This window comes from Streptomyces sp. NBC_01446, assembly GCF_026340095.1.
Lineage (GTDB): Bacteria > Actinomycetota > Actinomycetes > Streptomycetales > Streptomycetaceae > Streptomyces > Streptomyces aureus.
Map to the genome: position 1 here is coordinate 1,399,955 of NZ_JAPEPO010000001.1, position 24,122 is coordinate 1,424,076.

The following is a 24,122-nucleotide window of genomic DNA, read 5'->3' on the forward strand; positions in this document are numbered from 1 at the left end:
GTTCTCATTCTCCGATGCGTTGCGAAACGGGTGCCGCGGAAGCCACCGGGGCGGCCGCGGCGTCGTGCAGGGTCTCCAGCGACCGGCCGCGCGTGTCGACGCCGAAGAAGAACACGGTGGCGGTGGCGACCAGCCAGCATCCCGCGATGAACACGAACACGGCGACGTAGCCGAGCCCCGGCGTGGTGTAGATCGCCGCGACGGCCAGCGGCGCGATGACGTTGCCGATCCGGCCGACGCCGTTTCCGAGCCCGGCGCCGGCCGTGCGCAGGCGGGTGGGGAAGACCTCGGGGGTGTACGAGTAGAGCACCGCGATGAACGTCTGGCTGAGCGCGGCGACGAGCGTGCCGAACACGACGACGGCCACGACGGACGAGCTGAGCCCGTACCCGATGCCGAGGACCGCGACCACGAGACCGAGCACCACCGCGAGGTGCTTGCGCGGGTAGCGGTCGATGAACGGCCAGGCGAGGAACGCGCCGGGCACCGCCCCGATGGTGGTGACCGCGGACATGGTCATGCTCTTCGCGAAGTCCTGGCCGTGGTCGGCGAGCAGCGTCGGCACCCAGGACTGGAACCCGTAGAAGCCGACGAGCCCGAAGAGCCACAGGGCCATGAGGGCCACGGTGTTACGCCGCTGGCCCGCGGCGAACAGTTCGGAGAACCGCGGCCGGTCCGCCGGAGCGGGGGGCGCGGCGAGCGCGTCGGCGGGCGGCTCCCAGTCGGGCACGAAGGCGCGTGTGACCTGCACGGCTTCGGTGCTTCGGCCACGCGCGAGGAGCCAGCGCGGCGACTCGGGCAGGCGCATCAGGAGCGGCACGAGCAGGATGCCGAGGGCGCCGATCACGAAGAGGGCGCGCCAGCCGCCGGGGTCGTCGGCGGTCAGGCCGCGGGCCGTGAACGCCACGACGGGGATCCCGATCAGACCGGTGCCGAGCGCCGTCGCCTGGGCGCGGCCGCGGCGTGCGGCCGGGGTGACCTCGGAGAGGTAGGTGATCGCGACGGAGGTCATGGCGCCGAGTCCGAACCCGGTCGCGAAGCGGGCCGCGGCCATCGCCCCCACCCCGGTGACCAGTGCGTTGACCACGGAGGCCGCGGAGAAGAGCACCACGGACCCCGCCATGACCCGCCGCCGGCCCACATGGTCGGCGAACCGGCCGCCGAGGATCGCGCCGGCCGCCATGCCGGCGAAGGCCAGGGCGGTGACGAACGCGATGTCGTCGACGGTGAAGAGGTGCGCCCGGCGGATGGCGGGCGCGGCGAACGCGAACGTGTTCAGGTCGGCGAGGTCGAAGAAGAACATGGCGCTGACAGTGAGCAGCACCCGCCGGTGCAGGGCACCGTGCCGGGCGCCGCTGAGCGCGGCTAGCAGGGGATGCGCATCGCCCATGCGAGACCTCCGGGGGGGACAGGCGACAGCCGCGTGGACAGCCGGATGAACAGGTGGCCGGACAGGTGGCTGGACAGGTCGATTGATGTGGCCGCCTCAATGGCGGGTTGTGCCGTACAAAGCGCGGCCCAGCGTCCGCCTCGACGGGCGTCCAGTCAACCCCCCTGGGATGAAGTTGCATGTGAAAGCTTTAGGTTGCCCTGCGGTGGCGGCATTGACGGCCCCATCATTTGGCCGTACAAAGTAATCACGCAGTGCAGGACCTGTACGAAGGGAAGCCATGCCGGCCATCGCGGAATCGCTCGCCGAGTGGGCGTACGGATACGAACCCGGCGCCGAGGACCTGGCGCTCGCCCGCCGCTCTCTCCTGGACACGGTCGCGGTCACGCTCGCCGCGCGCGACCACCCGGTGAGCGCGATGGCCGCCGAGCTGCCGGACGCGGCGCGCTGGGCCACTGTCGGGCACGTCCTCGACTTCGACGACCTGCACATCGAGTCCACGACACACATCAGCGTCGTGATCGTCCCCGCGGTCCTCGCGGCGGGCGGCGACGCGCGCGCCTATCTGGCCGGGGCCGGTGTGATGGCCCGGCTCGGCACGCTGCTCGGCTGGTCGCACTACGCGGCCGGCTGGCACGCCACGTGCACGGCGGGCGCCCCCGCGGCGGCCGTCGCGGCGGGCGTCGCCTGGGGCCTCACGCCCGAGCGGCTGGCGACGGCCATGGCGCTCGCGGTGCCCGGCGCCGGCGGGGTACAGGCCGCGTTCGGCACGCACAGCAAGTCCCTCCAGGTCGGCTTCGCGGCGGAGGCGGGGGTGCGGGCGGCGCGCCTGGCCCGGGCCGGCGCCACGGCCGACCCGCGGGCGGTCGACGCGTGGCTGAAGCTGGTGGGCGCGCAAGGAGCGGACGACGCCGAGGAAGGCACGCCCCGCAGAGGCGGTCCCGCCGTACCCGGCGGCCTCGCCATCAAGATGTTCCCCTGCTGCTACGCGATGCAGCGCCCGATCGCGGCGCTGCGCGACCTGCGCGCCGAGTGCGGCCCCGACGACGTCACGGCCGTTCGCGTCACCACCCCGGGGGCCACCATCCACCCCCTCATCCACGACGACCCGGACACCGGGCTCGAAGGCAAGTTCAGCCTCCCGTACGCGGTGGCGACGGCCCTGCTCGACGGCTTCCCCGGCTTCGGCGCCTTCACGGACGACGCGGTGGGCCGGCCCGAGGCGCGGCGTCTGATGGCCACCGTCGAGACGGAGCGCACCGAGGGCGGTGCCGGTCTCCTCGACGGCGAGGTCGACCTCGCGGTGACGCTCACCGACGGCCGGGTCCTGCGCTCCGCCCTCGCCCATCCCCCGGGCTCGCCCCGACGTCCGCCCACGGACGGCGAGTTGGCGGAGAAGTTCGCCGCGTGCGGCAGCGACGTACCCGCTCTGCTCAAGGACACGACCTGGGAGTCGGCCCGCACCCTGCTCCTCACCGAACTTCCCGGGAAGGCACCCGCATGACCGAGCCGCTCCCCCTCGAAGGCATCACGGTCGTCAGCCTGGAACAGGCCGTCGCCGCACCCTTCGCAACCCGCCAGCTCGCCGACCTCGGCGCCCGCGTGATCAAGGTCGAGCGTCCCGGCGGAGGCGACTTCGCCCGCCGGTACGACACCACGGTGCACGGCCAGGCCAGCTATTTCGTGTGGCTCAACCGCTCCAAGGAGTCCCTCACCCTGGACCTCAAGTCGCAGGAGGGCCGGGACATCCTGGAGGAACTCCTCGCGGACGCCGATGTGTTCGTCCAGAACCTCGCCCCGGGTGCCGCCGACCGGATGGACCTCGGCCCGGCCGCGCTCCAGGCCCGCCACCCCCGCCTGATTCCCTGCACCATCAGCGGGTACGGCACCAGCGGCTCCTGGTCGCAGCGCAAGGCGTACGACCTGCTCGTGCAGTGCCAGACAGGACTGCTCTCCATCACGGGCTCACCCGACGAGCCCGCCCGCGTGGGCATCTCCGTCGCCGACATCTCGGCGGGCATGTACGCGTACAGCGGCGTACTCTCCGCCCTCTACACCCGGGCCACCACCGGGCGGGCACCCGCCGTCGAGGTCTCCCTCTTCGAGGCGCTCGCCGAGTGGATGAGCCAGCCCGCCTACTACACGCGGTACGGCGGCACGCAGCCGCCCCGCATCGGCGCCCAGCACGCCACGATCGCGCCCTACGGCCCCTTCACCGCCTCCGACGGGAAGGAGGTGCTGCTCTCCATCCAGAACGAGCGGGAGTGGCAGGCCCTGTGCACCACGGTCCTCGGCCGTCCCGAACTCACCGACGACCCCCGCATGGCCACCGGAGCCGACCGCGTCGCCCACCGCGACGAGGTCAACGCGGCCGTCTCCGCCCGCTTCGCCGAGCTCGGCAGCGAGGACGCCATGGCGCTCCTCGACAAGGCCGGCATCGCCAACGCGGGTGTGAACTCCATCGCCGAGTTCCTCGCCCACCCGGCCCTCGCCGAGCGCGACCGCTGGCGCGACATCGCGGTGCCGGGCGCGCAGGAACCCGTACAGGCACTGCTCCCCCCGGCGGACCTCTCCGGCGTCACCCCCCGGATGGACCCCGTCCCCGCCGCGGGAGAGCACACCGAACAGATCCTCAGCGCCCTCGGCCGCAGCGCCGCCGACATCGAGCGGCTGCGCGCTCAGGGCGTCATCGACACCACGCACGACCACGAGCAAGGAGCGTCCGCGAAGTGAGCACCCTCGACACCCTCTCCTCCGACGAACAGATGATCGTCGAGACCGTGCGCAACTTCGTGGACCGCGAAGTCAAGCCGGTCGTAAGGGAGTTGGAGCACGCCAACACCTACCCCGAGGCCCTCATCGAGCAGATGAAGGACCTGGGCATCTTCGGCCTGGCGATCCCCGAGGAGTACGGCGGCACGCCCGTCTCCACGCCCTGCTACGTGCTGATCACGGAGGAGCTGGCGCGCGGCTGGATGAGCCTCGCCGGCGCCATGGGCGGACACACCGTCGTCTCCAAGCTGCTGCTGCACTTCGGCACCGACGAGCAGAAGAACCACTACCTGCCGAAGATGGCGACCGGCGAGATCCGCTCGACGATGGCCCTCACCGAGCCGGGCGGCGGCTCCGACCTCCAGGCGATGCGCACGATCGCGCGGCGCGACGGGGACTCGTACGTCGTCAACGGCGGCAAGACCTGGATCACCAACTCCCGCCGCTCGCAGCTGATCGCGCTGCTGTGCAAGACGGACCCGGCGGCCGAGCCGAAGCACCGCGGCATCTCCATCCTGCTCGCCGAGCACGGCCCGGGGCTCACCGTCTCGCGCGACCTGCCCAAGCTCGGCTACAAGGGCGTCGAGAGCTGCGAGCTGACCTTCGACGACTACCGCGTCCCGGCCGACGCGCTGCTCGGCGGCGTCGAGGGCAAGGGCTTCGGGCAGATGATGAAGGGCCTGGAGACCGGCCGCCTCCAGGTCGCCTCGCGCGCGCTCGGCGTCGGCAGGGCCGCGTTCGAGGACGCGCTGCGCTACGCACAGGAGCGCGAGACGTTCGGCGAGCCCATCTACAAGCACCAGTCGATCGGCAACTACCTGGCCGACATGGCGACGTCGCTCACCGCGGCGCGCCAGCTCACCCTGTACGCCGCCCGCGAGGCGGACGCGGGCCGCCGCGTCGACATGGAGGCGGGCATGGCCAAGCTCTTCGCGTCGGAGACGGCCATGGAGATCGCCCTGAACGCGGTCCGTATCCACGGCGGCTACGGCTACTCGACCGAGTTCGACGTCGAGCGCTACTTCCGCGACGCACCCCTGATGATCGTCGGCGAGGGCACCAACGAGATCCAGCGAAATGTCATCGTGCGCCAGCTGGTCTCCCGGGGCGGTCTGGACGTCTGACCTGCGCACCGCCTTGTACGGCCATTAGACTCACGGCACAGGCAGGGCGGTGAACGGCAGACATGACGCGTACGACACCCACAGAGCGGGCGAGGGGGACTCAGATGGCGGCCCCCGGGCGTGACAGCGCCTACGTACGCCTCGCGCGCGAGCTGCGCGAGGCGATCCTGCGGCACGACTACCCCGAGGGGGTGCGGCTGCCCACCGAGGCGGAGCTCGCCGCCTCGCACGGGCTCAGCCGGCAGACCGTGCGGCGCGCCTTCCAGGACCTGGTCACGGAGGGCCTGGTGCACCGGGTCCCGGGGCGCGGCACGTTCGCGGCGCCCCGCGAGGAGCAGTATCTGCGCCAGTTCGGCTCGGTCGAGGACCTCATGGCGCTGTCCCTCGACACGACGATGCGCCTGGTGTCGCCGCTGCGCCGCCGGGTCGACGTGGACGCGGCGGGCCGGCTGCGCGTCGCCTCCGACCGCGTGGACCACCTCTCGTTCCTGCGGCTCCACGAGGACACCCCGTTCTGCCTGACGACGGTGCATCTGCCGCCGGACGTGGGCGCGCTCGTCGCGGACCGCCCGGAGCTGACGGAGGCGGGCACGGACAGCCGCGTCACCATCATCGGCCTCCTCGACGGCCGCCTGCCCGAGCCGATCGCGGAGGCGGAGCAGTCCGTCACGGTCGCCCTCGCCTCGGCCGAGGTGGCGGCGCACCTGGACTGCCCGCCGCAGCATCCACTGCTCCGGATCGACCGCCTCTACCTGTCGGCGTCGGGCCGCCCGGTCGAGCTGGCCGTGAGCCACTTCCTTCCGGAGCACTACTCGTACCGGGTGCGGCTGCGCCGCCATCCGCGCTGAGGCACGCACGGCCGCCGGTGACCGGGCATGTCCGCGTGTCTCAGAGCGACGACGCCACCGTCAGCCCCTCCAGCACGGCCTCTTCCACGGTCCGCGGTGACACGCAGTCCCCCGCCATCAGGACCTCGCCCACCCGTCCGTTCGCCAGGCCGGCGAGTTCACCCACGGGGTCGTGCCCCTGGGCGAGGACGACGGCCGCGACCCCTTCGATGATCACCGGCTCCTCGGTGAGGGTGTGCTGGAAGTACGCCGTGTCGGCATCGGCACCATAGGGGCGCACCGTCGGCACGGTCTCGACCCCGGCCCGCGCGGCCTCGGCCAGCATCGACGCGCGCACGTACTGCTGAAGATGCTCACCGGCACCGAAGCCGGTCGTGCAGAGCGTCACTTTCCGCCCCTGGCCCGCGAGCTGGACGGCCACGCCGATCCCGATCCAGTCACCCCTCCAGTCCGCGACGACGATCCGGCCCTTGGGCACGTCGGCGGTGCCGCGGACGACGTCCCAGGCGTCCAGCACGACGGGGTCGTCGAGGAGTTCGAGCGCGGGCCGGCGCGGCACCGCACCCGTGGCGACGATGAGCGTGTCCGCCTCTTCACGGTCGAGCAGGTCGGCGTCGACACGGGATCCGGTGACGATCCGTGCCCCGGACCGCCGCGCCTCGCCCTCCAGGTTGGTGAGCGCACCGCCGAACTCGGCACGCCCCGGCAGGAGTTGGGCGAGCAGCACCTGGCCGCCGACCCGCCGCCCCGCCTCGTGCAGGGTGACGTCGTGCCCACGGGAGGCGGCCACAGCGGCGGCCTTGAGCCCGGCCGGTCCGCCGCCGGCGATGAGGACCTTGCGGCGCCTGGCGGGCAGGGGCAGCCGCGTGAACCGCCGCTCCCTGCCGGTCTCGGGGTGCTGGATGCAGGAGATCGGGTAGCCACGCTGGAAGTGGCCGATGCAGGCCTGGTTGCAGCCGATGCACGCCCGGATCTCCTCCGTGCGGCCGTCGCTCGCCTTGCCCGGCATGTCAGGGTCGCAGATCAGAGCGCGGGTCATGGCGCAGGCGTCGGCCTGGCCCTCCTTGATGATCTGCTCGGCCTCCTGGGGCTGGTTGACGCGCCCGGCGACCATGACCGGCACCTCGACCGCCGCCCGCACACGCGCCGCGAGGGGGGCCGTGTATCCGGCGGGCTGCGTCATCGGGGGCGCGATGTGCACGGCGCCGGAGATCGTCGCCGACGATCCGGCGCAGACGCTCACATAGTCGACGAGACCCTCGCGGTCCAGCCGGGCGGCCGCCTCGACGGCGAGCTCGGCGGTGAGGCCGTCATGGCTCAACTCGTCGCCGGAGATGCGCAGTCCGGCCACGAAGTCGGGTCCGGTGTGCGCCCGTACCGACGCGAGCGCCTCGCGCAGGAACCGCATCCGGCCGTCCGCGTCACCCCCGTACCCGTCGGTGCGCACGTTGACCTGCGGGTTCAGGAACTGGGCCGGGAGGTAGCCGTGGCTGGCGACCACTTCCACGCCGTCCAGCCCGGCGGCGCGCAGCCTGCGGGCGGCCTCTCCGTACCCGTCGACGACTTCGCGTATCTCGGTCTCGGTCATGGCGCGCGGCATCACATGGAAGCGCTCGCTGGGCGTCGCCGACGCGGACCATGCGACGGGCGCGGAGCCGTCGCGCGACTCCAGGATCTCGCGCCCCGGGTGGAAGAGCTGTCCGAAGACCTTGGCGCCGTGCCGGTGCGCGGCCTCGGCGAGCCGCCGGTACCCCTCGACACACGAGTCGTCCGTGGCCATGAGGACATGCGTCGTGTACCGCGCGGTCTCGTGAACTCCCGCCACCTGTACGACGATGAGCCCGACGCCGCCCTCGGCGCGCGCCTCGTGATAGGCGACCAGATCGTCGGTGACCTGCCCGCCCTCGACGAGGACCGTGTCATGACCGGAGGACACAACGCGGTTCTTCAGCGTCACGCCGCCGACGGCGAGCGGGCTGAACAGATACGGGAACGCGGTCGACGTCATGGCGCGGTGCCTCCTGTGAACTTCGGCTCGGATGGAGTGAGTTGAGAGGAAAACAGCTCAGTCGCGTACGCCGAGGACCGAGCGGGCGGTGGCGAGGATGACGGCGGCGTAGCCCTCCGCCCCCATGCCGCTGCCCGACGCCACGGCCATGTCGCAGCCGTCGACGGCGGCGAGCACGGAGCGCACCGCTACGTCGGTGGGCACGACGGGCACGAACTTCCCCGCGGCAACGCCCGATTCGGCGATGCCGAGGACGAGCTCGCGCCAGTCCTGGTGGGCGCGGCGCACCCCGTCGCGCAGCTCGGGCCTGCGGGCGGCGCTCGCGCAGAACTCGGTCCAGGTCGCGCACCGACGCTGGAGGTCGGGGTCGTCGGCCAGTTCGCGTACGAGGAGTTCGAAACGGCGCCACGGGTCGGGCTCGGTGGACGCGCCCTTGCGCCAGCGGGCGATGAGCTCGCCGATCGACCACTCGAAGGCCTCACGGAACAGCAGGTCGCGTGTGTCGAAGTAGTGCTGGAGCAGGCCGATGGACACGCCAGCGCCGCGCGCCACGTCCCTCATGCGCGCCGCGTCGAAGCCGCGTTCGGCCATGACCAGGGCGGCCGCCCGCAGAATCCGCTCACGCTGCGCCTCGCCCGCGTCGCCACCGCTCTCCTTCTCCCCCATGCCCGCCCCTCGTCTCTGTGCCGGTCGCTCCGGAACCCGTCGCCCGGGAACCGGTCCCTCTGGAATTGGCCACTGCCGAACCCCTGTCCCGGCCAACAATAACGAATTATTGTGACCGCCGACACAGCGCGGCGGCATCACTTTCCGCCGCACCGGACCTTCTCCCGTCAGTCCCCCGACCGAGACAGGTGGCCCCCTTGAGCCAACAGCTGCACAAGTCCCTGACCTGGCGCGACGGCCTCGCCATCGCCATGGTGATCCCCAACGGCCTGCTCCTGACGGTGGGTTACACCGTGGGCGCGATCGGAGGCTGGACGGCCATCACCATCTGGTGCGTCGGGGCGCTCGTCGCGTTCGCGCAGAACATGCTGTTCGCCGAGACCGCCGCGATGTTCCCCGGCATGTCCGGCGGCATCAGCAGGTACGCCACCGAGGGCTGGAAGCGCTACTTCGCGCCGCTGGGCGCCGTGGCGTCGTACGGCTACTGGATCGGCTGGTCGTTCAGCATCGCGGTCAACGGGGCGGCGATCGGCCACCTCATCACCGCCCAGTGGTTCCCGCACGCACCGTCGATCCCGTTCCCCGGCCACCGCATCGGTCTTCCGGAAGCGCTCGCGGTCCTGGCGATCGCCGGCGGCTGGGCCTGCAACTACTTCGGCGCGCGGCTGGCGGCGAGCGTCTCCAAGGCCGTCGCGGCCCTGGTGATGTGCGGTCTCGCGGTCGTCGTCATAGCCCCGTTCCTGCGCCCGGGGAGCTGGGACGCGTCCCGTCTGACCTGGCACCACGGCGGGAGCTGGATGACGCTGATCGTGTGGTTCTACGTCACGGCCTGGACGACGTACGGCACCGAGATCTGCGCGTCGTTCGCGCCCGAGTACCGCGACACGGCCCGCGACACCGCGAAGGCGCTGCGACTGACGTCCCTCATCTCGCTCGGCGTCTTCTTCGTCGTCCCGCTCGCCACGGTCGGCAGCGTCGGCGAGAAGACGCTGCGCTCGGACCCGGTCGGCGCGTTCGCCACCGCCTTCACCCAGGCGCTCGGCGGCTTCTCCGACGTCGGCGTCCTCATCCTGATCGTCTCGATGTTCTTCGGCATGGTGTCGTGCACGGCGGACGGCGGCCGGGCGCTGTACGGCCTGGCACGGGAGGGCATGACCGTCCGGCAGCTCGACAAGGTGAACCGCTGGGGCGTGCCGGGCCGGGCCCTCACACTGGACGCGCTCGTCAACGCGGCGATCGTGGTCCTGCTCGGAGAGCCGCTGAGCATTCTCATCGCCAGCAACTTCGGCTATCTCGTCGCCATGACACTCGCGGTCGCCGGCTTCCTGCTCCTGCGCAAGGACCGCCCCGACTGGCCCCGCCCGATCCGCCGCGCCCGCGCCTGGATCCCGGTCGCCTGGGCCATCCTGGCCTTCAACATCGTGATCGTCTCGGTGGGCGTCACGCATCCGTCCCTCGCGGGCTACGGCGGCGCCACGGAGTCCTTCCTCGCGGTCGGCATCCTGCTGATCTCGGTGGTCCTGTACGCGTACCGCAGGGTGGTCCAGGACGGGGAACGAATCGCCTGGCGCATCGAACCGCCGCTGATGCCGGAGGACGAGGCGGCCCCTCAGCCCCCGAACTCGGCGACCGCGCGCTCCACGATCCCCTCCAACCGGTCGTGATGGGCACCCCGCCAGTACACGCGCCCGCACGCGCGGCACTGGGCGAACACGTCGTACGTGCCGCGCGTCCCGCCTTCGAGCCGGTCGGCGACGTCTTCCTTACGTGCTTCCCTCAGCAGCCCGTTGCAGGCGGTGCACCGGGTCCAGGGGCGCAGCTCGGGCGTGAACCGGCCCAGCACGTCGCGTAGTTGCTCGTCGGGCCGGTCGCTGTAGACGTACGCGCCGGCCCACAGCTCGCGCCGCCGCAGCAGCCCGCGGTCCCGGCTGAGCATGACGCGCCGCTCGGCGGCAGAGCGGGTCGCCAGCGCGGGGTCGCCGATATCCGTGGACTCGTACGCGGAGTCGACCCCGAGCAGCCTCAACCTCCGTGCCAGCGTGCCGAGATGGACGTCGAGCAGAAACCGCAGCGGTGCTCCCTCGACCCGCTGCGGCCGGACGACGGCCCGGACCTCGACCCGCTCCCCGGCCACGGGAATATGCCCGAAGGCCACCTCGCGCCCGTCCACGACCAGCGCCCCGACCTCCGTCAGCGGCACGCCGAGCGACTCGATCACATGCCCCAGCGTGGACACGCCGTCGGTGACGAGCGCGACGGCCGCACCCCCGCGCCGCGTATGCGGAACGAACAGCTCCAACTCGGGCACGACGCTGACGAAGATCTCCGGTCCGTTCATCGGCTCAGAATGCCATGGGCGCGGGGCGGGGACCTGGGGTTTTCCCCGCGCACGTGGCGGGGGACGCCGCGCGCCGAACGTGAGCCGACCCGCGCGATTCTCCGTTGCCGGCCGAGGAATGGCCGCCCGTCCTGCGCGACCCGCCCAGCGTGACGAGCCAGCATGGACCGGGACGCGTCAACCTCTTCAGCACGCCTGCATGCTCTCCACAGCCAACCATGCCGCTACGCCCGTCACCTGGCGCAGCGACTGCCGCCGACCACGTGGTGAGCCGACCACGTCAGCAGCCGCGCGCCCGCGGCTCGAACTTCACGCGCGCGTGCTCGTCCTTGCCATGGACGTCGCTGTACGTGGCGTGGCTGACCCGGAACCAGAGGTCGTCCTTGGCGGCCTTCCCGTTCACGTCGTCGAGCCGCACACACCACCGCTCGGTCCGCACGACACGCGTGTACCTCTCGCTGCCCTTACGGACCTTGTGGCACTGCTTGTAGTGCTCGGTGGTGTACCAGGTACGCGTCTTCTTTCGCTTGCCACTGCCGCTGCGCGAGGTGTGCTTGACCTTCCGGGTCGCCGGATCGCACTCCTTGACCATGTGCGCGCGGGTGCCCTTGACGGTCTTGCGCGGAAGATGCCGCACGGCGTCGTAGAGACCACGCACCTGATCCGACTGCGGCTTGGAGTACGCACCACCCTTGCCACCACCACCGTGACCCGAACCCTTGTCCGCACCACCGCCGCACGCACTGAGAACGGCCACCAGCATCACGGTCAGGCCGGCAAGCACCGGACGCTGTTTCACGGACTTCTCTCCTCTTGCTCAATGAAAGCCATGCTCACGCCAATGGCAGCGCCCAGCGTAGCCGACCGTCACACACGACCCCCGGGTGCGGTGCCTACGAGAAGCCGCACGATGGAGATAGAGGCCGCGAAGCGATCTGTCGGGCATCGGCCACATCCCCCGTGAACACTTGGTGTTGGCCCCTGCCCAGCCCGGAGTGATCGGTACAGGCCTGATGCTGACGGAAGAACTTCCTGGACACTCTCGCCTCTGTCGTCGACCCCGCCGACGTGCGGTGGGTGACCCGCGAACACTCCGTCAGAGATCCCACTCGTCAGCGAGCAGCTCCACGAGCTGCTTCTGCCGTGCCGACAGGACGGCGGGGACCCATTCGGCGTGCTGAAGCACCTGGCTCGTCAGCGCAAAGGGGACGACACCGCCTCGGCCGGTGAAGTATTTGGCCTTCTTCACGGCGAAGTCGTAGTTCTGGGCCGCGGAGTTCTTCGAGCGGTTCAGCAGAACAAGGTTGCCCAGTCTGTGGGTCCACTCGGCTCGCTCGTCCTCGTCGAAGAGCGCGGCCCACCGCGAGTCGATCCGGGGATTCTGCGGGAGGACATGCTCCACCGTGATCCGGATGGTCGTACGTCACTCCCCGCCCTCGCGCAAGCATCTCGTCGAGTCGGAGCAGTACGTATTTACGGGTCCGGCCCACGAGATACAGATCGCCGTCGAGCCTTGCCCGAGTCTCCGTCCGCTCGGACTCCGTGAGCTCGAACGCCGGCGAGTCCAGCTACGGCTTCCGCCCCATGCGCGCGGCCGGCTGGCTCCTGTCCCTCCTGGCAGTCGGCTCCATCGCATTCGCCCTGCACCACCCCAGCCCCCTCAAGCCCAACGAGTCCCCCGCCTTCAATGCCGTCTTCTACGCCCTCGACCTTCTCCTGCCGATCATCGACTTCGGCCAGGAGAGCGCCTTCTCCCCGACGGGCTGGTACCAGGCCCTCTCCTATGCCTTGATCATCACCGGCTGGATCCTCGCCACGACGGTCGCCGCGGGCATCACCCGCACGGTGAGCCGCCAGTAGGCGGCAGGACCCGAGCCTTCAGCCGTACGGGCTGTCCGGCCGTCGGACACAGCCTCGGCAGCTCTCTCGCGATGCGTTGGATTCGACACATTTTGCCCAATTTCTGGCGGATGGGTGCGTAAATCATTCTTCGGGGCTGGCTGCATTCCTCCGGTAACCAGCCCCAGGGATTCAACGACCAGTGGCAAAGGAGAAGCGCTTGATCACGGCACGTAAGCGACGCACCGCTCTGGTGGCTCCGGCTGGCGTACTCGGCGGCGTACTCGCACTCACGGCCCTCGGTGGCACCAGCAACGCCGCAACCAGCGACAACGATCCCGGGAATCACTCGCACTCGCAGGCGTGGGGGGCTCGGGCCGACGTCCAGGACGCTTCCGATGCCCGAATAAAGATCACGCCTGGGCAAGGTGCCTCCAGCATCGGGATCAACGACCCCGTCAAGGTCACCGTCAGCAACGGCAAGCTCACCAAGGTGACCATGAGCGACGTCGCGACCGGCGCCGAGGTTTCGGGCACCCTGTCCGCGGACGGCACGTCCTGGCAGCCGGACGCGCCGCTGGAGCGGGCCACCAAGTATCAGGTCGCCGCAGAGGCCGAGGACGCCAAGGGGCGCTCCGCCACCGGGAACGCCACGATCACCACGGTCTCCCCGGCCAACGACTTCATCGGGCACGTCTCCCCCGAGAACGGATCCATCGTCGGCGTGGGCATGCCGGTGACGGTCAACTTCGACAAGGCGATCAGCGACAAGGCCGCCATGGAGTCGAAGATTCAGGTGAGCTCCAGCAGCGGTCAGCAGGTCGTCGGCCACTGGCTCAACAACAGCCGCCTCGACTTCCGCTCACAGAACTACTGGCAGCCCGGCTCCACCGTCACCGTCAAGCTCAGCGCCCACGGCGTCCAGAAGACGGTCACGTTCAAGATCGGCCGGAGCCAGATCAGCACGGTCGACGCCAGGACGAAGCAGATGACCGTCGTACGGGACGGCAAGACGATCAGGACCATCCCGATCTCGTCAGGCAGCGCCGAGCACCCGACGTACAACGGCCAGATGGTCATCTCCGAGAAGTTCCGGCAGATCCATATGAACGGTGCGAGCGTCGGCCTCACGGAGAAGGACGGCAAGCCCTCGTACGACATCAAGGCCGTACCGCACGCCATGCGCCTGACCGACTCGGGCACGTTCATCCACGGCAACTACTGGGGTACCGACTCGGTCTTCGGCAAGGTCAACACCAGCCACGGCTGCGTGGGCCTGAAGGACGCCAGGGACGGCGGCGACGGTACGCAGCCCGCCGCGTGGTTCTTCGACCACTCGATGATCGGCGACGTCGTGATCATCAAGAACTCCCCGGACAAGACCATGTTGGCCCCGGGCAACGGCCTCAGCGACTGGAACATGCCGTGGAGCAAGTGGGTCGCGGGGAGCGCGACCAGCTGACACCACGTCACTCTGCGCGCATCTGAACCTGAATCCCTCCCGCCAGGCGGCGGCCGACACCATGCCGGCCGCCGCCTGCGGCGTCAGGGTGCTCGTCGACCAGCCTCGTCGGCGGGACAGCGCCGTTTCCGCCACCGGCGCCTGACTGCGATTGCACGCAAAATGCCTGGTCAGCAAGCCGACCAGGCATTTCAGGATGAGATGAGATAAGTGTCCGAGGGGGGACTTGAACCCCCACGCCCGATAAAGGGCACTAGCACCTCAAGCTAGCGCGTCTGCCATTCCGCCACCCGGACTAGGTGTCTGCCGCCCGGCCGGGGTGTTCCCCGCGGCGACATGGATAACAATACCAAAGCCTCGGAGTGCCTTTCACCTGCATATCCGTCCCCTCGACGGCACCCCCGGCGGCACCTCCGGGGGCCTGGGGCCGGACCCCTCGGGGCTCACCGTGCGTATCCGGTCCGTCACCGACGGCGTACCAGTGGCCGCTGCCCGAGCGTCTGCCGCTTGCTCGGGCCGCGCCCACCGACACCCCGCCTCCCCTAGGGGCTACGGCATCAAGTGATAGTCCGGGAAGTTGCCCGGGAGCCGTTCGCCCTCCGGGCCCCTCGTCACCGCCCGCACCAGCAGCTCGCCGCCCACGAACGCTCCCCGCCACGATGCTCCGAAGCCGCCGAACAGCTCGTCCCTGTCGCCGCGCGAGCGCGGCTTGCCGCGGCCCGTCTTGAAGGCGCGGATCTGTGGGGCGAGGCGGTCGTACGTCGCGTCGTCGTCCGTGGAGAGGGCGGCGACCAGCGCGCCGTTGGAGGCGTTCATCGCGGCGAGGAGCTCCGCCTCCGTGTCGACCAGGACGATCGTGTCGACGGGGCCGAACGGTTCGGCGTGGTGGAGGGGCGAGGAGGGGGGTGGGCTCAGGAGCGTGACCGGGTGGACGTACGCGCTCGTGTCCTGGCCGGGCAGGAAGCGGGCGGGGTCCGGGGCGCCGCGGTGCAGCGGCACGGCGCCGCGGTCGATGGCCTCGGCGACCTGGTCCGACAGCTCCTTGGCCTTGGCCGCGTTGACGAGTGGGCCGAAGTCGAGCTGGGGGTAGGGGTCTTGGGGGTTCGCCACTGCCAGGGGGTGGCCGACGCGCAGCGTCCGTACGGCCGGGAGGTACGCGGCGAGGAAGTCGTCGAAGAGGCTGCGCTGGACGACGAAGCGCGGGTACGCGGTGCAGCGCTGCTTGCCGTAGTCGAAGAGCTTGGGGATCACGGCCGCGAGTTTGTCCCAGTCGGAGTAGTTCCAGATGCCCCAGGTGTTGAGGCCCTCCTGTTCGAGGATGTGGCGCTTGCCGAGGTCGGCGACGGCCGTGGCGACTGCGGCGCCGGTGTCGCGGCCGCCGACGAACGAGACGCAGCCGATCTCGGGGGCCCGCACCAGCGCTTCGGAGAGTTCGCCTCCGCTACCGCTGACGAGGGTGACGGGGATGCCCTCGCGGGCGGCGAGCGCGCAGGCCAGGGTGAGGCATGCGACGCCGCCGTCGGTGGGGGCCTTGGCGATGACCGCGTTGCCGGCGAGTGCCTGGATCAGGACGGCGTGCACGAGGACGCTCATCGGGTAGTTCCAGCTGGCGATGTTCGAGACGGGGCCGTCGAGCGGGGCGCGGCCCTCGACCATGGGCTCGATGTCGTCGACGTACCAGCGCACCCCGTCGATGGCACGGTCGACGTCGGCCTGGGCGAGGCGCCAGGGCTTGCCGATCTCCCAGACGAGCAGGAGTGCGAGGAGTTCGCGGTGCTGGGTGAGGGCGTCGAGGGTGGCGCCGACGCGGGCGCGGCGCTCGTCGAGCGGGATGTGCCGCCAGGCGCGGTGCTGGTCGAGGGAGGCACGCACCGCCTGGTGGGCGGTGGCGGCGTCGAGGCGGGGCGGTCCGGCGATGGGGCTGCCGTCTACGGGGGTACTGGCGGGCAGGGCGCGACCGTCGGCCTGCCAGGTGCCGTTCCACAGGTTGAGTACGCGGTCGTCGCGGAACGCCTCGGGGGCGACGGCGAGGCAGCGCTGCCAGGCGTCGTGCCAGGAGGTGCCGGCCTTGAGGGTGGTTGCCACGGGGGTGGTCGCCACGGGGGTGTCCGGGCCGGGGGCGTCGGGGCCGGGGGTGCGGTCAGTGGGATTGCCTGGGTTGTTCGCCATTTCGGGTTCTCCGCTCACGGTGCACAGTCGGGGCGGGGGGTGCATGGCTGGTGTGGGGTGGAGGGGGGAGGTTGCCCGGTGGGCTCGCTCCCCACTCCCGCTGTACGGCGTTACTGCGCCAAGCGGTCGAGGACCAGGCGGGCCGTTTCCGTCGGGGTGGAGCCGACGCGGACCCCGGCCGCTTCGAGGGCCTCCTTCTTGGCCTGCGCCGTGCCGGAGGAGCCCGAGACGATCGCGCCCGCGTGCCCCATGGTCTTGCCCTCGGGGGCGGTGAACCCGGCGATGTAGGCGACGACGGGCTTGGTGACGTGGTCGCGTACGTAGGCCGCGGCGCGCTCCTCCGCGTCGCCGCCGATCTCCCCGATGAGGACGATCAGATCGGTGTCCGGGTCGTCCTGGAACGCGGCGAGGCAGTCGATGTGCGTCGTGCCGATGACGGGGTCGCCGCCGATGCCGACGCAGGTGGAGAAGCCGATGTCGCGCAGTTCGTACATGAGCTGGTAGGTGAGGGTGCCGGACTTGGAGACGAGGCCGATGCGGCCCGCCTTGGTGATGTCGGCGGGGATGATGCCGGCGTTGGACTGGCCGGGGGTGATCAGGCCGGGGCAGTTGGGGCCGATGATGCGGGTGCCCTTCGCGGCGGCGTACGCGTGGAAGGTCACGGCGTCGTGGACGGGGATGCCCTCCGTGATGACGACAGCGAGGGGGATGCCCGCGTCGGCGGCCTCCGTGACGGCGGCCTTGGCGAAGACGGGCGGTACGAAGACGACGGTGACGTCGGCGCCGGTGGCCGCGATGCCCTCGGCGACGGAGCCGAAGACGGGGACCGCGCGGTCGTCGAAGTCGACGCTGCGGCCGGCTTTGCGCGGGTTGACGCCGCCGACGACGTTCGTGCCGGCGGCGAGCATGCGCCGGGTGTGTTTCATGCCCTCGGCGCCGGTCATGCCCTGGACGAGGACCTTGCTCTCCTTGGTCAGATAGATCGCCATGTCCCGCTCTCCTTGGTCAGGTTGATCGCCATGTCCCGGCTCCTCAGTGCGCGTTGGCGAGTTCGGCGGCCCGGCGCGCGGCGCCGTCCATGGTGGTGGCCTGTTCGACGAGGGGGTGGGCGCGGCCGTCGAGGATGGCGCGGCCCTCCACGGCGCTGTTCCCGTCGAGGCGGACGACGAGCGGTTTGGTCAGCCGGACGGACTCCAGGGCCTGGACGATGCCGTCGGCGACGGCGTCACAGGCGGTGATGCCGCCGAAGACGTTCACGAAGACGGACTTCACGGCCGAGTCGGAGAGGATGACGGAGAGGCCGTCGGCCATGATCTGCGCGGAGGCGCCACCGCCGATGTCGAGAAAGTTGGCGGGGCGGGCGCCGCAGCCCGCGACCACGTCGAGGGTCGACATGACGAGGCCGGCGCCGTTGCCGATGATGCCGACCTCGCCGTCGAGCTTGACGTAGTTGAGGCCCTTGGCCGCGGCGGCCGCTTCGAGGGCGTCGTCGTGGGCGGCTTCCTGGGTGCCCCAACGCTCCTGGCGGAAGCGGGCGTTGTCGTCGAGGGTGACCTTGCCGTCGAGCGCGAGGATCTGGCCGCCGCTCGTGCGGACGAGGGGGTTCACCTCGACGAGCACGGCGTCCTCGCGGGTGAGGACGTCCCAGAGGCGGACCAGGACATCGACGGTCCGGTCGGGGAGGCCGGCGACCTGGGCGATCTGTGCGGCCTTCGCCGTGGTGACGCCCTCGGACGGGTCGACCGGGATGCGGGCGACGGCCTCGGGCCGGTTCGCCGCGACCTCCTCGATGTCCATGCCGCCCTCGGCGGAGGCGATGGCGAGGAAGCGTCCGGCCGCGCGGTCGAGGACGTAGGAGACGTAGAACTCGCTCTCTATGTCGACCGGTTGGGCCAGCATCACCTTGCCGACGGTGTGGCCCTTGATGTCCATGCCGAGGATCTGGCGTGCCGTCAGTTCGGCGGCGGCCGGGTCGGCGGCGAGTTTGACGCCGCCCGCCTTGCCGCGGCCCCCGGTCTTCACCTGGGCCTTGACGACGACGCGGCCGCCCAGCCTGCGCGCGATCTCGCGGGCCTCCCTGGGCGACTCCGTGACCTCGGCTTTCGGCACCAAGATGCCGTGTTCTTCGAAGAGTTCCCTTGCCTGGTGCTCGTACAGGTCCATCTCGGCTCCTGCCGTAAAAGTGCCGCACGCCCCCTGGACACCACCCACCGGATGCGGGATAACAAGCTTCATACAGTATTCGTCGACTGTATGCAATGTACTGCGACAGCGCACGACTCCCCTACGAAGGGACAGGACTTCCTCATGCCCGACGACAGCCAGGAACTCATCTCCGGTGGTCATCTGGTCGCCAAGGCACTCAAGGCAGAAGGTGTGGAGGTCATCTACACCCTGTGCGGCGGCCACATCATCGACATCTACGACGGCTGCGTCGACGAAGGCATTGAAGTCGTCGACGTCCGTCACGAGCAGGTCGCCGCCCACGCGGCGGACGGGTACGCGCGCATCACCGGCAAGCCCGGCTGCGCCGTCGTCACCGCGGGCCCGGGCACCACCGACGCCGTCACCGGCGTCGCGAACGCGTTCCGCGCGGAGTCACCCATGCTCCTCATCGGCGGCCAGGGCGCGCACACCCAGCACAAGATGGGCTCGCTCCAGGACCTGCCGCACGTCGACATGATGACGCCCATCACGAAATTCGCCGCGACGGTGCCGGACACCGCGCGCGCCGCCGACATGGTGTCGATGGCGTTCCGCGAGTGCTACCACGGCGCCCCCGGCCCGTCCTTCCTGGAGATCCCCCGCGATGTCCTCGACGCCAAGGTGCCGGTGGACAAGGCCCGCGTACCGCAGGCCGGGCAGTACCGGGCCTCGACCCGCTCGGCCGGTGACCCCGAGGCGATCGAGAAGCTCGCCGACCTCCTCGTGCACGCCGAGAAGCCGGCGATCCTGCTCGGCAGCCAGGTGTGGACGACCCGTGCCACCCAGGACGCCATCGAGCTCGTACGCGCCCTCAACGTGCCCGCCTACATGAACGGCGCCGGCCGCGGCACCCTGCCGCCCGGCGACCCGCACCACTTCCAGCTCTCGCGCCGCTACGCCTTCTCCAACGCCGACCTCATCATCATCGTCGGCACGCCCTTCGACTTCCGCATGGGCTACGGCAAGCGCCTCTCCCCCGACGCGACCGTCGTGCAGATCGACCTCGACTACCGCACCGTCGGCAAGAACCGCGACATCGACCTCGGCATCGTCGGCGACGCGGGCCTCGTCCTGAAGTCGGTCACCGAGGCCGCCTCCGGCCGGCTGAACGGCGGGGGCGCCAAGCGCAAGGAGTGGCTCGACGAACTGCGGGCCGCCGAGCAGACCGCCATCGAGAAGCGGCTGCCGAGCCTTCGCTCCGACGCCTCTCCCATCCACCCGTACCGCCTGGTCAGCGAGATCAACGACTTCCTCACCGAGGACTCGATCTACATCGGGGACGGCGGCGACATCGTCACCTTCTCCGGGCAGGTCGTGCAGCCCAAGTCGCCCGGCCACTGGATGGACCCGGGGCCGCTGGGCACCCTCGGCGTCGGCATTCCCTTCGTCCTCGCCGCCAAGCAGGCGCGGCCCGACAAGGAGGTCGTCGCGCTCTTCGGCGACGGGGCGTTCTCGCTGACGGGCTGGGATTTCGAGACCCTCGTCCGCTACAACCTGCCCTTCGTCGGGATCGTCGGCAACAACTCGTCGATGAACCAGATCCGTTACGGCCAGAAGGCCAAGTACGGCGACGAGCGCGAGCGCGTCGGCAACACCCTCGGCGACGTCCACTACGACAAGTTCGCCCAGATGCTGGGGGGTTACGGCGAAGAGGTCCGCGACCCCGCCGACATCGCGCCCGCGCTCCAGCGGGCCCGCGAGTCCGGGAAGCCCTCGCTGATCAACGTGTGGGTCGACCCGGACGCGTACGCCCCCGGAACCATGAACCAGACCATGTACAAGTGAGGAGCCCGGCCATGACCACCAAGGCTCTTGAGGGCGTCCGTGTCCTCGACATGACCCATGTGCAGTCCGGGCCCTCCGCGACCCAGCTCCTCGCCTGGCTCGGCGCGGACGTGGTGAAGCTGGAGGCACCGACCGGGGACATCACGCGCAAGCAGCTGCGTGACCTGCCGGACGTCGACTCGCTCTACTTCACGATGCTCAACTGCAACAAGCGGAGCATCACCCTCAACACGAAGACCGAACGCGGCAAGGAGCTCCTCACCGAGCTGATCCGGCGCTCCGACGTCATGGTCGAGAACTTCGGCCCGGGCGCCGTCGACCGCATGGGCTTCACATGGGAGCGCATCCAGGAGATCAACCCGCGCATCGTCTACGCCTCCATCAAGGGCTTCGGCGACGGCCCGTACACCAACTTCAAGGCGTACGAGGTCGTGGCGCAGGCCATGGGCGGGTCGATGGCGACCACCGGCTTCGAGGACGGTCCGCCGCTGGCCACCGGCGCGCAGATCGGCGACTCCGGCACCGGCATCCACGCCGTCGCCGGTATCCTCGCGGCGCTGTTCCAGCGCGAGAACACCGGGCGCGGCCAGCGCGTGAACGTCGCCATGCAGCACGCGGTGCTCAATCTGTGCCGGGTCAAGCTGCGCGACCAACAGCGCCTGGCGCACGGCCCGTTGACCGAGTACCCGAACTCCCAGGACACCGCCGAGGCGGACGAGGTGCCGCGCTCGGGCAACGCGTCCGGCGGCGGGCAGCCCGGCTGGGCGGTCAAGTGCGCGCCCGGCGGCCCGAACGACTACGTGTACGTCATCGTGCAGCCCGTCGGCTGGCAGCCGCTGAGCGAGCTGATCGGGCGGCCCGAGCTGGCCGGCGACCCCGAGTGGGCGACGCCGGAGGCGCGCCTGCCCAAGCTCAACAAGATGTTCCAGCTCATCGAGGAGTGGTCCTCGACCCTGCCCAAGTGGGAGGTGCTGGAACGGCTCAACGCGCACAACATCCCGTGCGGGCCGATCCTGTCCACCAAGGAGATCATCGAGGACGAGTCGCTCGTCGCGAACGAGATGGTCGTCGAGGTGGCCCACCCGGAGCGCGGCACGTTCACCACGGTCGGCTCCCCCCTCAAGCTCTCCGACTCCCCCGTGGAAGTGGTCAGTTCACCCCTGCTCGGCGAGCACAACGCCGAGGTGTTCGTCGGGGAGCTGGGGCTCGGGGACGAGGAGCTGCGCCTGCTCAAGTCGAACGGAGTGATCTGATTGATGGCCGAGGACCGTGAGCTCACGGTACGGGCGCTGCTCGAATCCGTGCGCGCCGAGGGCCGCAGCGCTCTCACCGCCCCCGAGGGCAAGGTGATCGCCGACGCGTACGGGATCTCCGTGCCCGGCGAGGAGCTGGCGACGGACGTGGACGAGGCGGTCGCGTACGCGGCGCGCTTCGCCGGACCCGTCGTGATGAAGATCGTCTCCCCCGACATCCTGCACAAGACGGACGCGGGTGGCGTGATCGTGGGCGTGGAGGGCGCCGCCGACGTACGGGCCGCGTTCTGCACGATCGTGAAGAACGCGCGGGCCTACGCGCCGGACGCCCGGATCGAGGGCGTCCAGGTGCAGGAGTTGCTGCCGACCGGACCCTCCTCCCAGGAGGTCATCGTCGGAGCCGTCACCGATCCGACGTTCGGGAAGGTCGTCGCGTTCGGGCTCGGCGGTGTGCTGGTCGAGGTGCTCAAGGACGTGACGTTCCGGCTCGCGCCGGTCGGCGCGGACGAGGCCGTGTCGATGCTGGACTCGATCCGGGCGGCCGAGGTGCTGCGCGGGGTGCGCGGCGCGCAGCCGGTCGACCGGTGGGCGCTCGCCGAGCAGATCCGCCGGGTGTCCCAACTGGTCACCGACTTCCCGGAGATCGCCGAGGTCGACCTCAACCCGGTGATCGCGACGCCGGAGGGCGCGGTCGCCGCCGACATCCGGGTGATCCTCGCCGACGGGGCGCCGAAGCAGCGGCGCACGTACTCGCGCGAGGAGATCCTCAGGTCGATGCGCCGGCTGATGCAGCCGCGCTCGGTCGCGGTGATCGGTGCGTCCAACGAGCAGGGCAAGATCGGCAATTCGGTCATGCGCAACCTCATCGACGGGGGATTCTCCGGGGAGATCCATCCGGTGAACCCCAAGGCCGATGACATCCTGGGCCGCAAGGCGTACAAGAGTGTCACGGACGTCCCGGGTGAGGTGGATGTGGCGGTCTTCGCGATCCCCGCCAAGTTCGTGGCCTCGGCCCTCGAAGAGGTGGGACGCAAGGGGATCCCGAACGCGGTCCTGATCCCCTCCGGGTTCGCGGAGACCGGTGAACAGTCCCTCCAGGACGAGATCGTGGCGATCGGCGAGCGGTACGGGGTACGCCTGCTCGGGCCGAACATCTACGGCTACTACTCGACGTGGCAGGACCTGTGCGCCACGTTCTGCACGCCGTACGACGTGAAGGGCGGGGTGGCGCTGACCTCCCAGTCCGGGGGCATCGGCATGGCGATCCTCGGCTTCGCGCGCACGACGAAGACCGGTGTCTCCGCGATCGTCGGGCTCGGCAACAAGTCGGACCTGGACGAGGACGACCTGCTCACGTGGTTCGGCGAGGACCCCAACACCAAGTGCATCGCGATGCACCTGGAGGACCTCAAGGACGGGCGGGCCTTCGTGGAGGCCGCACGGGCGACGGTGCCGAAGAAGCCCGTCGTGGTCCTCAAGGCGGGGCGCACCAGCGCCGGCGCGAAGGCCGCCGGTTCGCACACGGGAGCCCTCGCGGGCGACGACGCGGTCTACGACGACATCCTCAGGCAGGCCGGCGTCATCAGGGCGCCGGGGCTCAACGAGATGCTCGAGTACGCGCGGGCGCTTCCCGTGCTTCCGACGCCCAAGGGCGACAACGTCGTCATCATCACCGGCGCGGGCGGCTCGGGTGTGCTGCTCTCGGACGCCATCGTCGACAACGGCCTGACCCTGATGGAGATCCCCGAGGATCTGGACGCCGCCTTCAAGGCGTTCATCCCGCCCTTCGGCGCCGCGGGCAACCCGATCGACATCACGGGCGGTGAGCCGCCGTCGACGTACGAGGCCACCATCAGGCTCGGCCTGGAGGACCCGCGGATCCACTCCCTCGTCCTCGGCTACTGGCACACGATCGTCACCCCGCCGATGGTCTTCGCGGAGCTGACGGCACGGGTGGTCGAGGAGTTCCGCGCGCGGGGCATCGAGAAGCCCGTGGTGGCGTCGCTCGCGGGCGACGTCGAGGTCGAGGAGGCCTGCCAGTACCTCTACGAGCGCGGGGTCGTGGCATACCCGTACACGACCGAGAAGCCGGTGGCCGCACTCGGTGCGAAGTACCGGTGGGCCCGTGCGGCGGGGCTGTTGGGGGGGCGCCTCATGAGGTGACCGGACTGGGGGCCGGCCGGCGGTGCGCGCAGGCCGGCCCCGGGACCCATGCGCACGCGAAAGGAATTTGGACAGGGGGCGCTGGCCAGATCTTTCGACG

Annotated in this window: 18 protein-coding genes, 1 tRNA gene and 1 pseudogene; 10 read left to right on the forward strand and 10 right to left on the reverse strand. The window is 70.5% G+C overall.

Annotated elements, in window-relative coordinates:
* Positions 1–4 precede the first annotated feature (4 nt).
* Complete coding sequence (locus OG456_RS06260) at positions 5–1,390, reverse strand: MFS transporter (RefSeq protein ID WP_266558014.1); 1,386 nt, start codon at positions 1,388–1,390, stop codon at positions 5–7.
* Positions 1,391–1,670: 280 nt separating this feature from the next.
* Between OG456_RS06260 and OG456_RS06265 the strand changes: the two genes are divergently transcribed.
* The 4 genes from OG456_RS06265 (at position 1,671) to OG456_RS06280 (ending at position 6,134) form a co-directional block, all read left to right on the forward strand.
* Positions 1,671–2,894 (forward strand): MmgE/PrpD family protein, encoded by a 1,224-nt coding sequence (locus OG456_RS06265; RefSeq protein WP_266558016.1) that lies wholly within the window; start codon positions 1,671–1,673, stop codon positions 2,892–2,894.
* Positions 2,891–4,123 carry a CaiB/BaiF CoA-transferase family protein gene (locus tag OG456_RS06270; protein ID WP_266558018.1) on the forward strand — a complete coding sequence of 411 codons (1,233 nt, stop codon included), beginning with the start codon at positions 2,891–2,893 and terminating at the stop codon, positions 4,121–4,123. Before OG456_RS06265 ends, OG456_RS06270 begins: the two co-directional genes overlap by 4 nt.
* Positions 4,120–5,286 (forward strand): acyl-CoA dehydrogenase family protein, encoded by a 1,167-nt coding sequence (locus tag OG456_RS06275; RefSeq protein WP_266558020.1) that lies wholly within the window; start codon positions 4,120–4,122, stop codon positions 5,284–5,286. The genes OG456_RS06270 and OG456_RS06275 overlap by 4 nt, the downstream gene beginning before the upstream one ends.
* Before the next feature lie 104 nt (positions 5,287–5,390).
* Positions 5,391–6,134, forward strand: a complete 744-nt coding sequence (locus OG456_RS06280) for a GntR family transcriptional regulator (protein WP_266558022.1) — start codon at positions 5,391–5,393, stop codon at positions 6,132–6,134.
* Between the two features lie 40 nt (positions 6,135–6,174).
* Here OG456_RS06280 and OG456_RS06285 read toward each other — a convergent pair whose 3' ends face one another.
* Positions 6,175–8,142 carry an FAD-dependent oxidoreductase gene (locus tag OG456_RS06285; RefSeq protein WP_266558024.1) on the reverse strand — a complete coding sequence of 656 codons (1,968 nt, stop codon included), beginning with the start codon at positions 8,140–8,142 and terminating at the stop codon, positions 6,175–6,177.
* 57 nt (positions 8,143–8,199) lie between these two features.
* Positions 8,200–8,808: a TetR/AcrR family transcriptional regulator gene (locus OG456_RS06290; RefSeq protein WP_266558026.1), complete on the reverse strand. Its 609-nt coding sequence runs from the start codon at positions 8,806–8,808 to the stop codon at positions 8,200–8,202.
* Between the two features lie 197 nt (positions 8,809–9,005).
* Between OG456_RS06290 and OG456_RS06295 the strand changes: the two genes are divergently transcribed.
* Positions 9,006–10,472: an APC family permease gene (locus tag OG456_RS06295; protein WP_266558028.1), complete on the forward strand. Its 1,467-nt coding sequence runs from the start codon at positions 9,006–9,008 to the stop codon at positions 10,470–10,472.
* Here OG456_RS06295 and OG456_RS06300 read toward each other — a convergent pair.
* The 3 genes from OG456_RS06300 to OG456_RS06310 form a co-directional block, all read right to left on the reverse strand.
* The gene (locus OG456_RS06300; protein ID WP_266558030.1) at positions 10,418–11,146 is read right to left on the reverse strand and encodes a Mut7-C RNAse domain-containing protein; all 729 of its coding nucleotides are present in this window, start codon (positions 11,144–11,146) and stop codon (positions 10,418–10,420) included. The two genes, OG456_RS06295 and OG456_RS06300, sit on opposite strands and share 55 nt — an antisense overlap.
* 280 nt (positions 11,147–11,426) lie before the next feature.
* The gene (locus OG456_RS06305; RefSeq protein ID WP_266558032.1) at positions 11,427–11,945 is read right to left on the reverse strand and encodes a hypothetical protein; all 519 of its coding nucleotides are present in this window, start codon (positions 11,943–11,945) and stop codon (positions 11,427–11,429) included.
* Positions 11,946–12,242: 297 nt separating this feature from the next.
* Complete coding sequence (locus OG456_RS06310; protein ID WP_266558034.1) at positions 12,243–12,548, reverse strand: HNH endonuclease family protein; 306 nt, start codon at positions 12,546–12,548, stop codon at positions 12,243–12,245.
* A gap of 167 nt (positions 12,549–12,715) precedes the next feature.
* Here OG456_RS06310 and OG456_RS06315 point away from each other — a divergent pair.
* Together OG456_RS06315 and OG456_RS06320 are read left to right on the forward strand one after the other, a co-directional pair.
* Positions 12,716–13,006, forward strand: a pseudogene (locus tag OG456_RS06315) (membrane-associated oxidoreductase); the annotation flags it as partial.
* A 199-nt stretch (positions 13,007–13,205) separates the two neighbouring features.
* Positions 13,206–14,447 carry an Ig-like domain-containing protein gene (locus OG456_RS06320; protein ID WP_266558036.1) on the forward strand — a complete coding sequence of 414 codons (1,242 nt, stop codon included), beginning with the start codon at positions 13,206–13,208 and terminating at the stop codon, positions 14,445–14,447.
* Positions 14,448–14,658: 211 nt separating this feature from the next.
* Here the strand turns inward: OG456_RS06320 and OG456_RS06325 are convergent.
* The 4 genes from OG456_RS06325 to sucC form a co-directional block, all read right to left on the reverse strand.
* A tRNA-Leu gene (locus OG456_RS06325) sits at positions 14,659–14,743 on the reverse strand.
* A gap of 253 nt (positions 14,744–14,996) precedes the next feature.
* Positions 14,997–16,616, reverse strand: coding sequence for an aldehyde dehydrogenase family protein (locus OG456_RS06330; protein WP_266558038.1), 1,620 nt, complete (start codon positions 16,614–16,616; stop codon positions 14,997–14,999).
* Positions 16,617–16,726: 110 nt separating this feature from the next.
* Complete coding sequence (gene sucD / locus OG456_RS06335; protein ID WP_266558040.1) at positions 16,727–17,605, reverse strand: succinate--CoA ligase subunit alpha; 879 nt, start codon at positions 17,603–17,605, stop codon at positions 16,727–16,729.
* A 43-nt stretch (positions 17,606–17,648) separates the two neighbouring features.
* Entirely contained in the window at positions 17,649–18,779 is a 1,131-nt protein-coding gene (gene sucC, locus OG456_RS06340; RefSeq protein WP_266558042.1) for an ADP-forming succinate--CoA ligase subunit beta, read from the reverse strand.
* A 144-nt stretch (positions 18,780–18,923) separates the two neighbouring features.
* On the opposite strand from sucC, the gene OG456_RS06345 reads away from it, so the two are divergent.
* The 3 genes from OG456_RS06345 to OG456_RS06355 are packed head-to-tail and all read left to right on the forward strand — an operon-like array spanning position 18,924 to position 24,022.
* Positions 18,924–20,606 (forward strand): thiamine pyrophosphate-binding protein, encoded by a 1,683-nt coding sequence (locus tag OG456_RS06345; RefSeq protein WP_266558044.1) that lies wholly within the window; start codon positions 18,924–18,926, stop codon positions 20,604–20,606.
* A gap of 11 nt (positions 20,607–20,617) precedes the next feature.
* The gene (gene frc / locus OG456_RS06350) at positions 20,618–21,859 is read left to right on the forward strand and encodes a formyl-CoA transferase (RefSeq protein WP_266558046.1); all 1,242 of its coding nucleotides are present in this window, start codon (positions 20,618–20,620) and stop codon (positions 21,857–21,859) included.
* A gap of 3 nt (positions 21,860–21,862) precedes the next feature.
* Positions 21,863–24,022, forward strand: a complete 2,160-nt coding sequence (locus OG456_RS06355) for an acetate--CoA ligase family protein (RefSeq protein ID WP_266558048.1) — start codon at positions 21,863–21,865, stop codon at positions 24,020–24,022.
* Positions 24,023–24,122: the final 100 nt, after the last annotated feature.

Coding starts and splice junctions, on each gene's coding strand:
- OG456_RS06290 (WP_266558026.1), bottom strand. CDS start 8,808: ATGGGGGAGAAGGAGAGCGGTGGCGACGCGGGCGAGGCGCAGCGTGAG.
- OG456_RS06270 (WP_266558018.1), top strand. CDS start 2,891: ATGACCGAGCCGCTCCCCCTCGAAGGCATCACGGTCGTCAGCCTGGAA.
- frc (WP_266558046.1), top strand. CDS start 20,618: ATGACCACCAAGGCTCTTGAGGGCGTCCGTGTCCTCGACATGACCCAT.
- OG456_RS06260 (WP_266558014.1), bottom strand. CDS start 1,390: ATGGGCGATGCGCATCCCCTGCTAGCCGCGCTCAGCGGCGCCCGGCAC.
- OG456_RS06355 (WP_266558048.1), top strand. CDS start 21,863: ATGGCCGAGGACCGTGAGCTCACGGTACGGGCGCTGCTCGAATCCGTG.
- OG456_RS06345 (WP_266558044.1), top strand. CDS start 18,924: ATGCCCGACGACAGCCAGGAACTCATCTCCGGTGGTCATCTGGTCGCC.
- OG456_RS06280 (WP_266558022.1), top strand. CDS start 5,391: ATGGCGGCCCCCGGGCGTGACAGCGCCTACGTACGCCTCGCGCGCGAG.
- OG456_RS06265 (WP_266558016.1), top strand. CDS start 1,671: ATGCCGGCCATCGCGGAATCGCTCGCCGAGTGGGCGTACGGATACGAA.
- sucD (WP_266558040.1), bottom strand. CDS start 17,605: ATGGCGATCTATCTGACCAAGGAGAGCAAGGTCCTCGTCCAGGGCATG.
- OG456_RS06285 (WP_266558024.1), bottom strand. CDS start 8,142: ATGACGTCGACCGCGTTCCCGTATCTGTTCAGCCCGCTCGCCGTCGGC.
- sucC (WP_266558042.1), bottom strand. CDS start 18,779: ATGGACCTGTACGAGCACCAGGCAAGGGAACTCTTCGAAGAACACGGC.
- OG456_RS06300 (WP_266558030.1), bottom strand. CDS start 11,146: ATGAACGGACCGGAGATCTTCGTCAGCGTCGTGCCCGAGTTGGAGCTG.
- OG456_RS06330 (WP_266558038.1), bottom strand. CDS start 16,616: ATGGCGAACAACCCAGGCAATCCCACTGACCGCACCCCCGGCCCCGAC.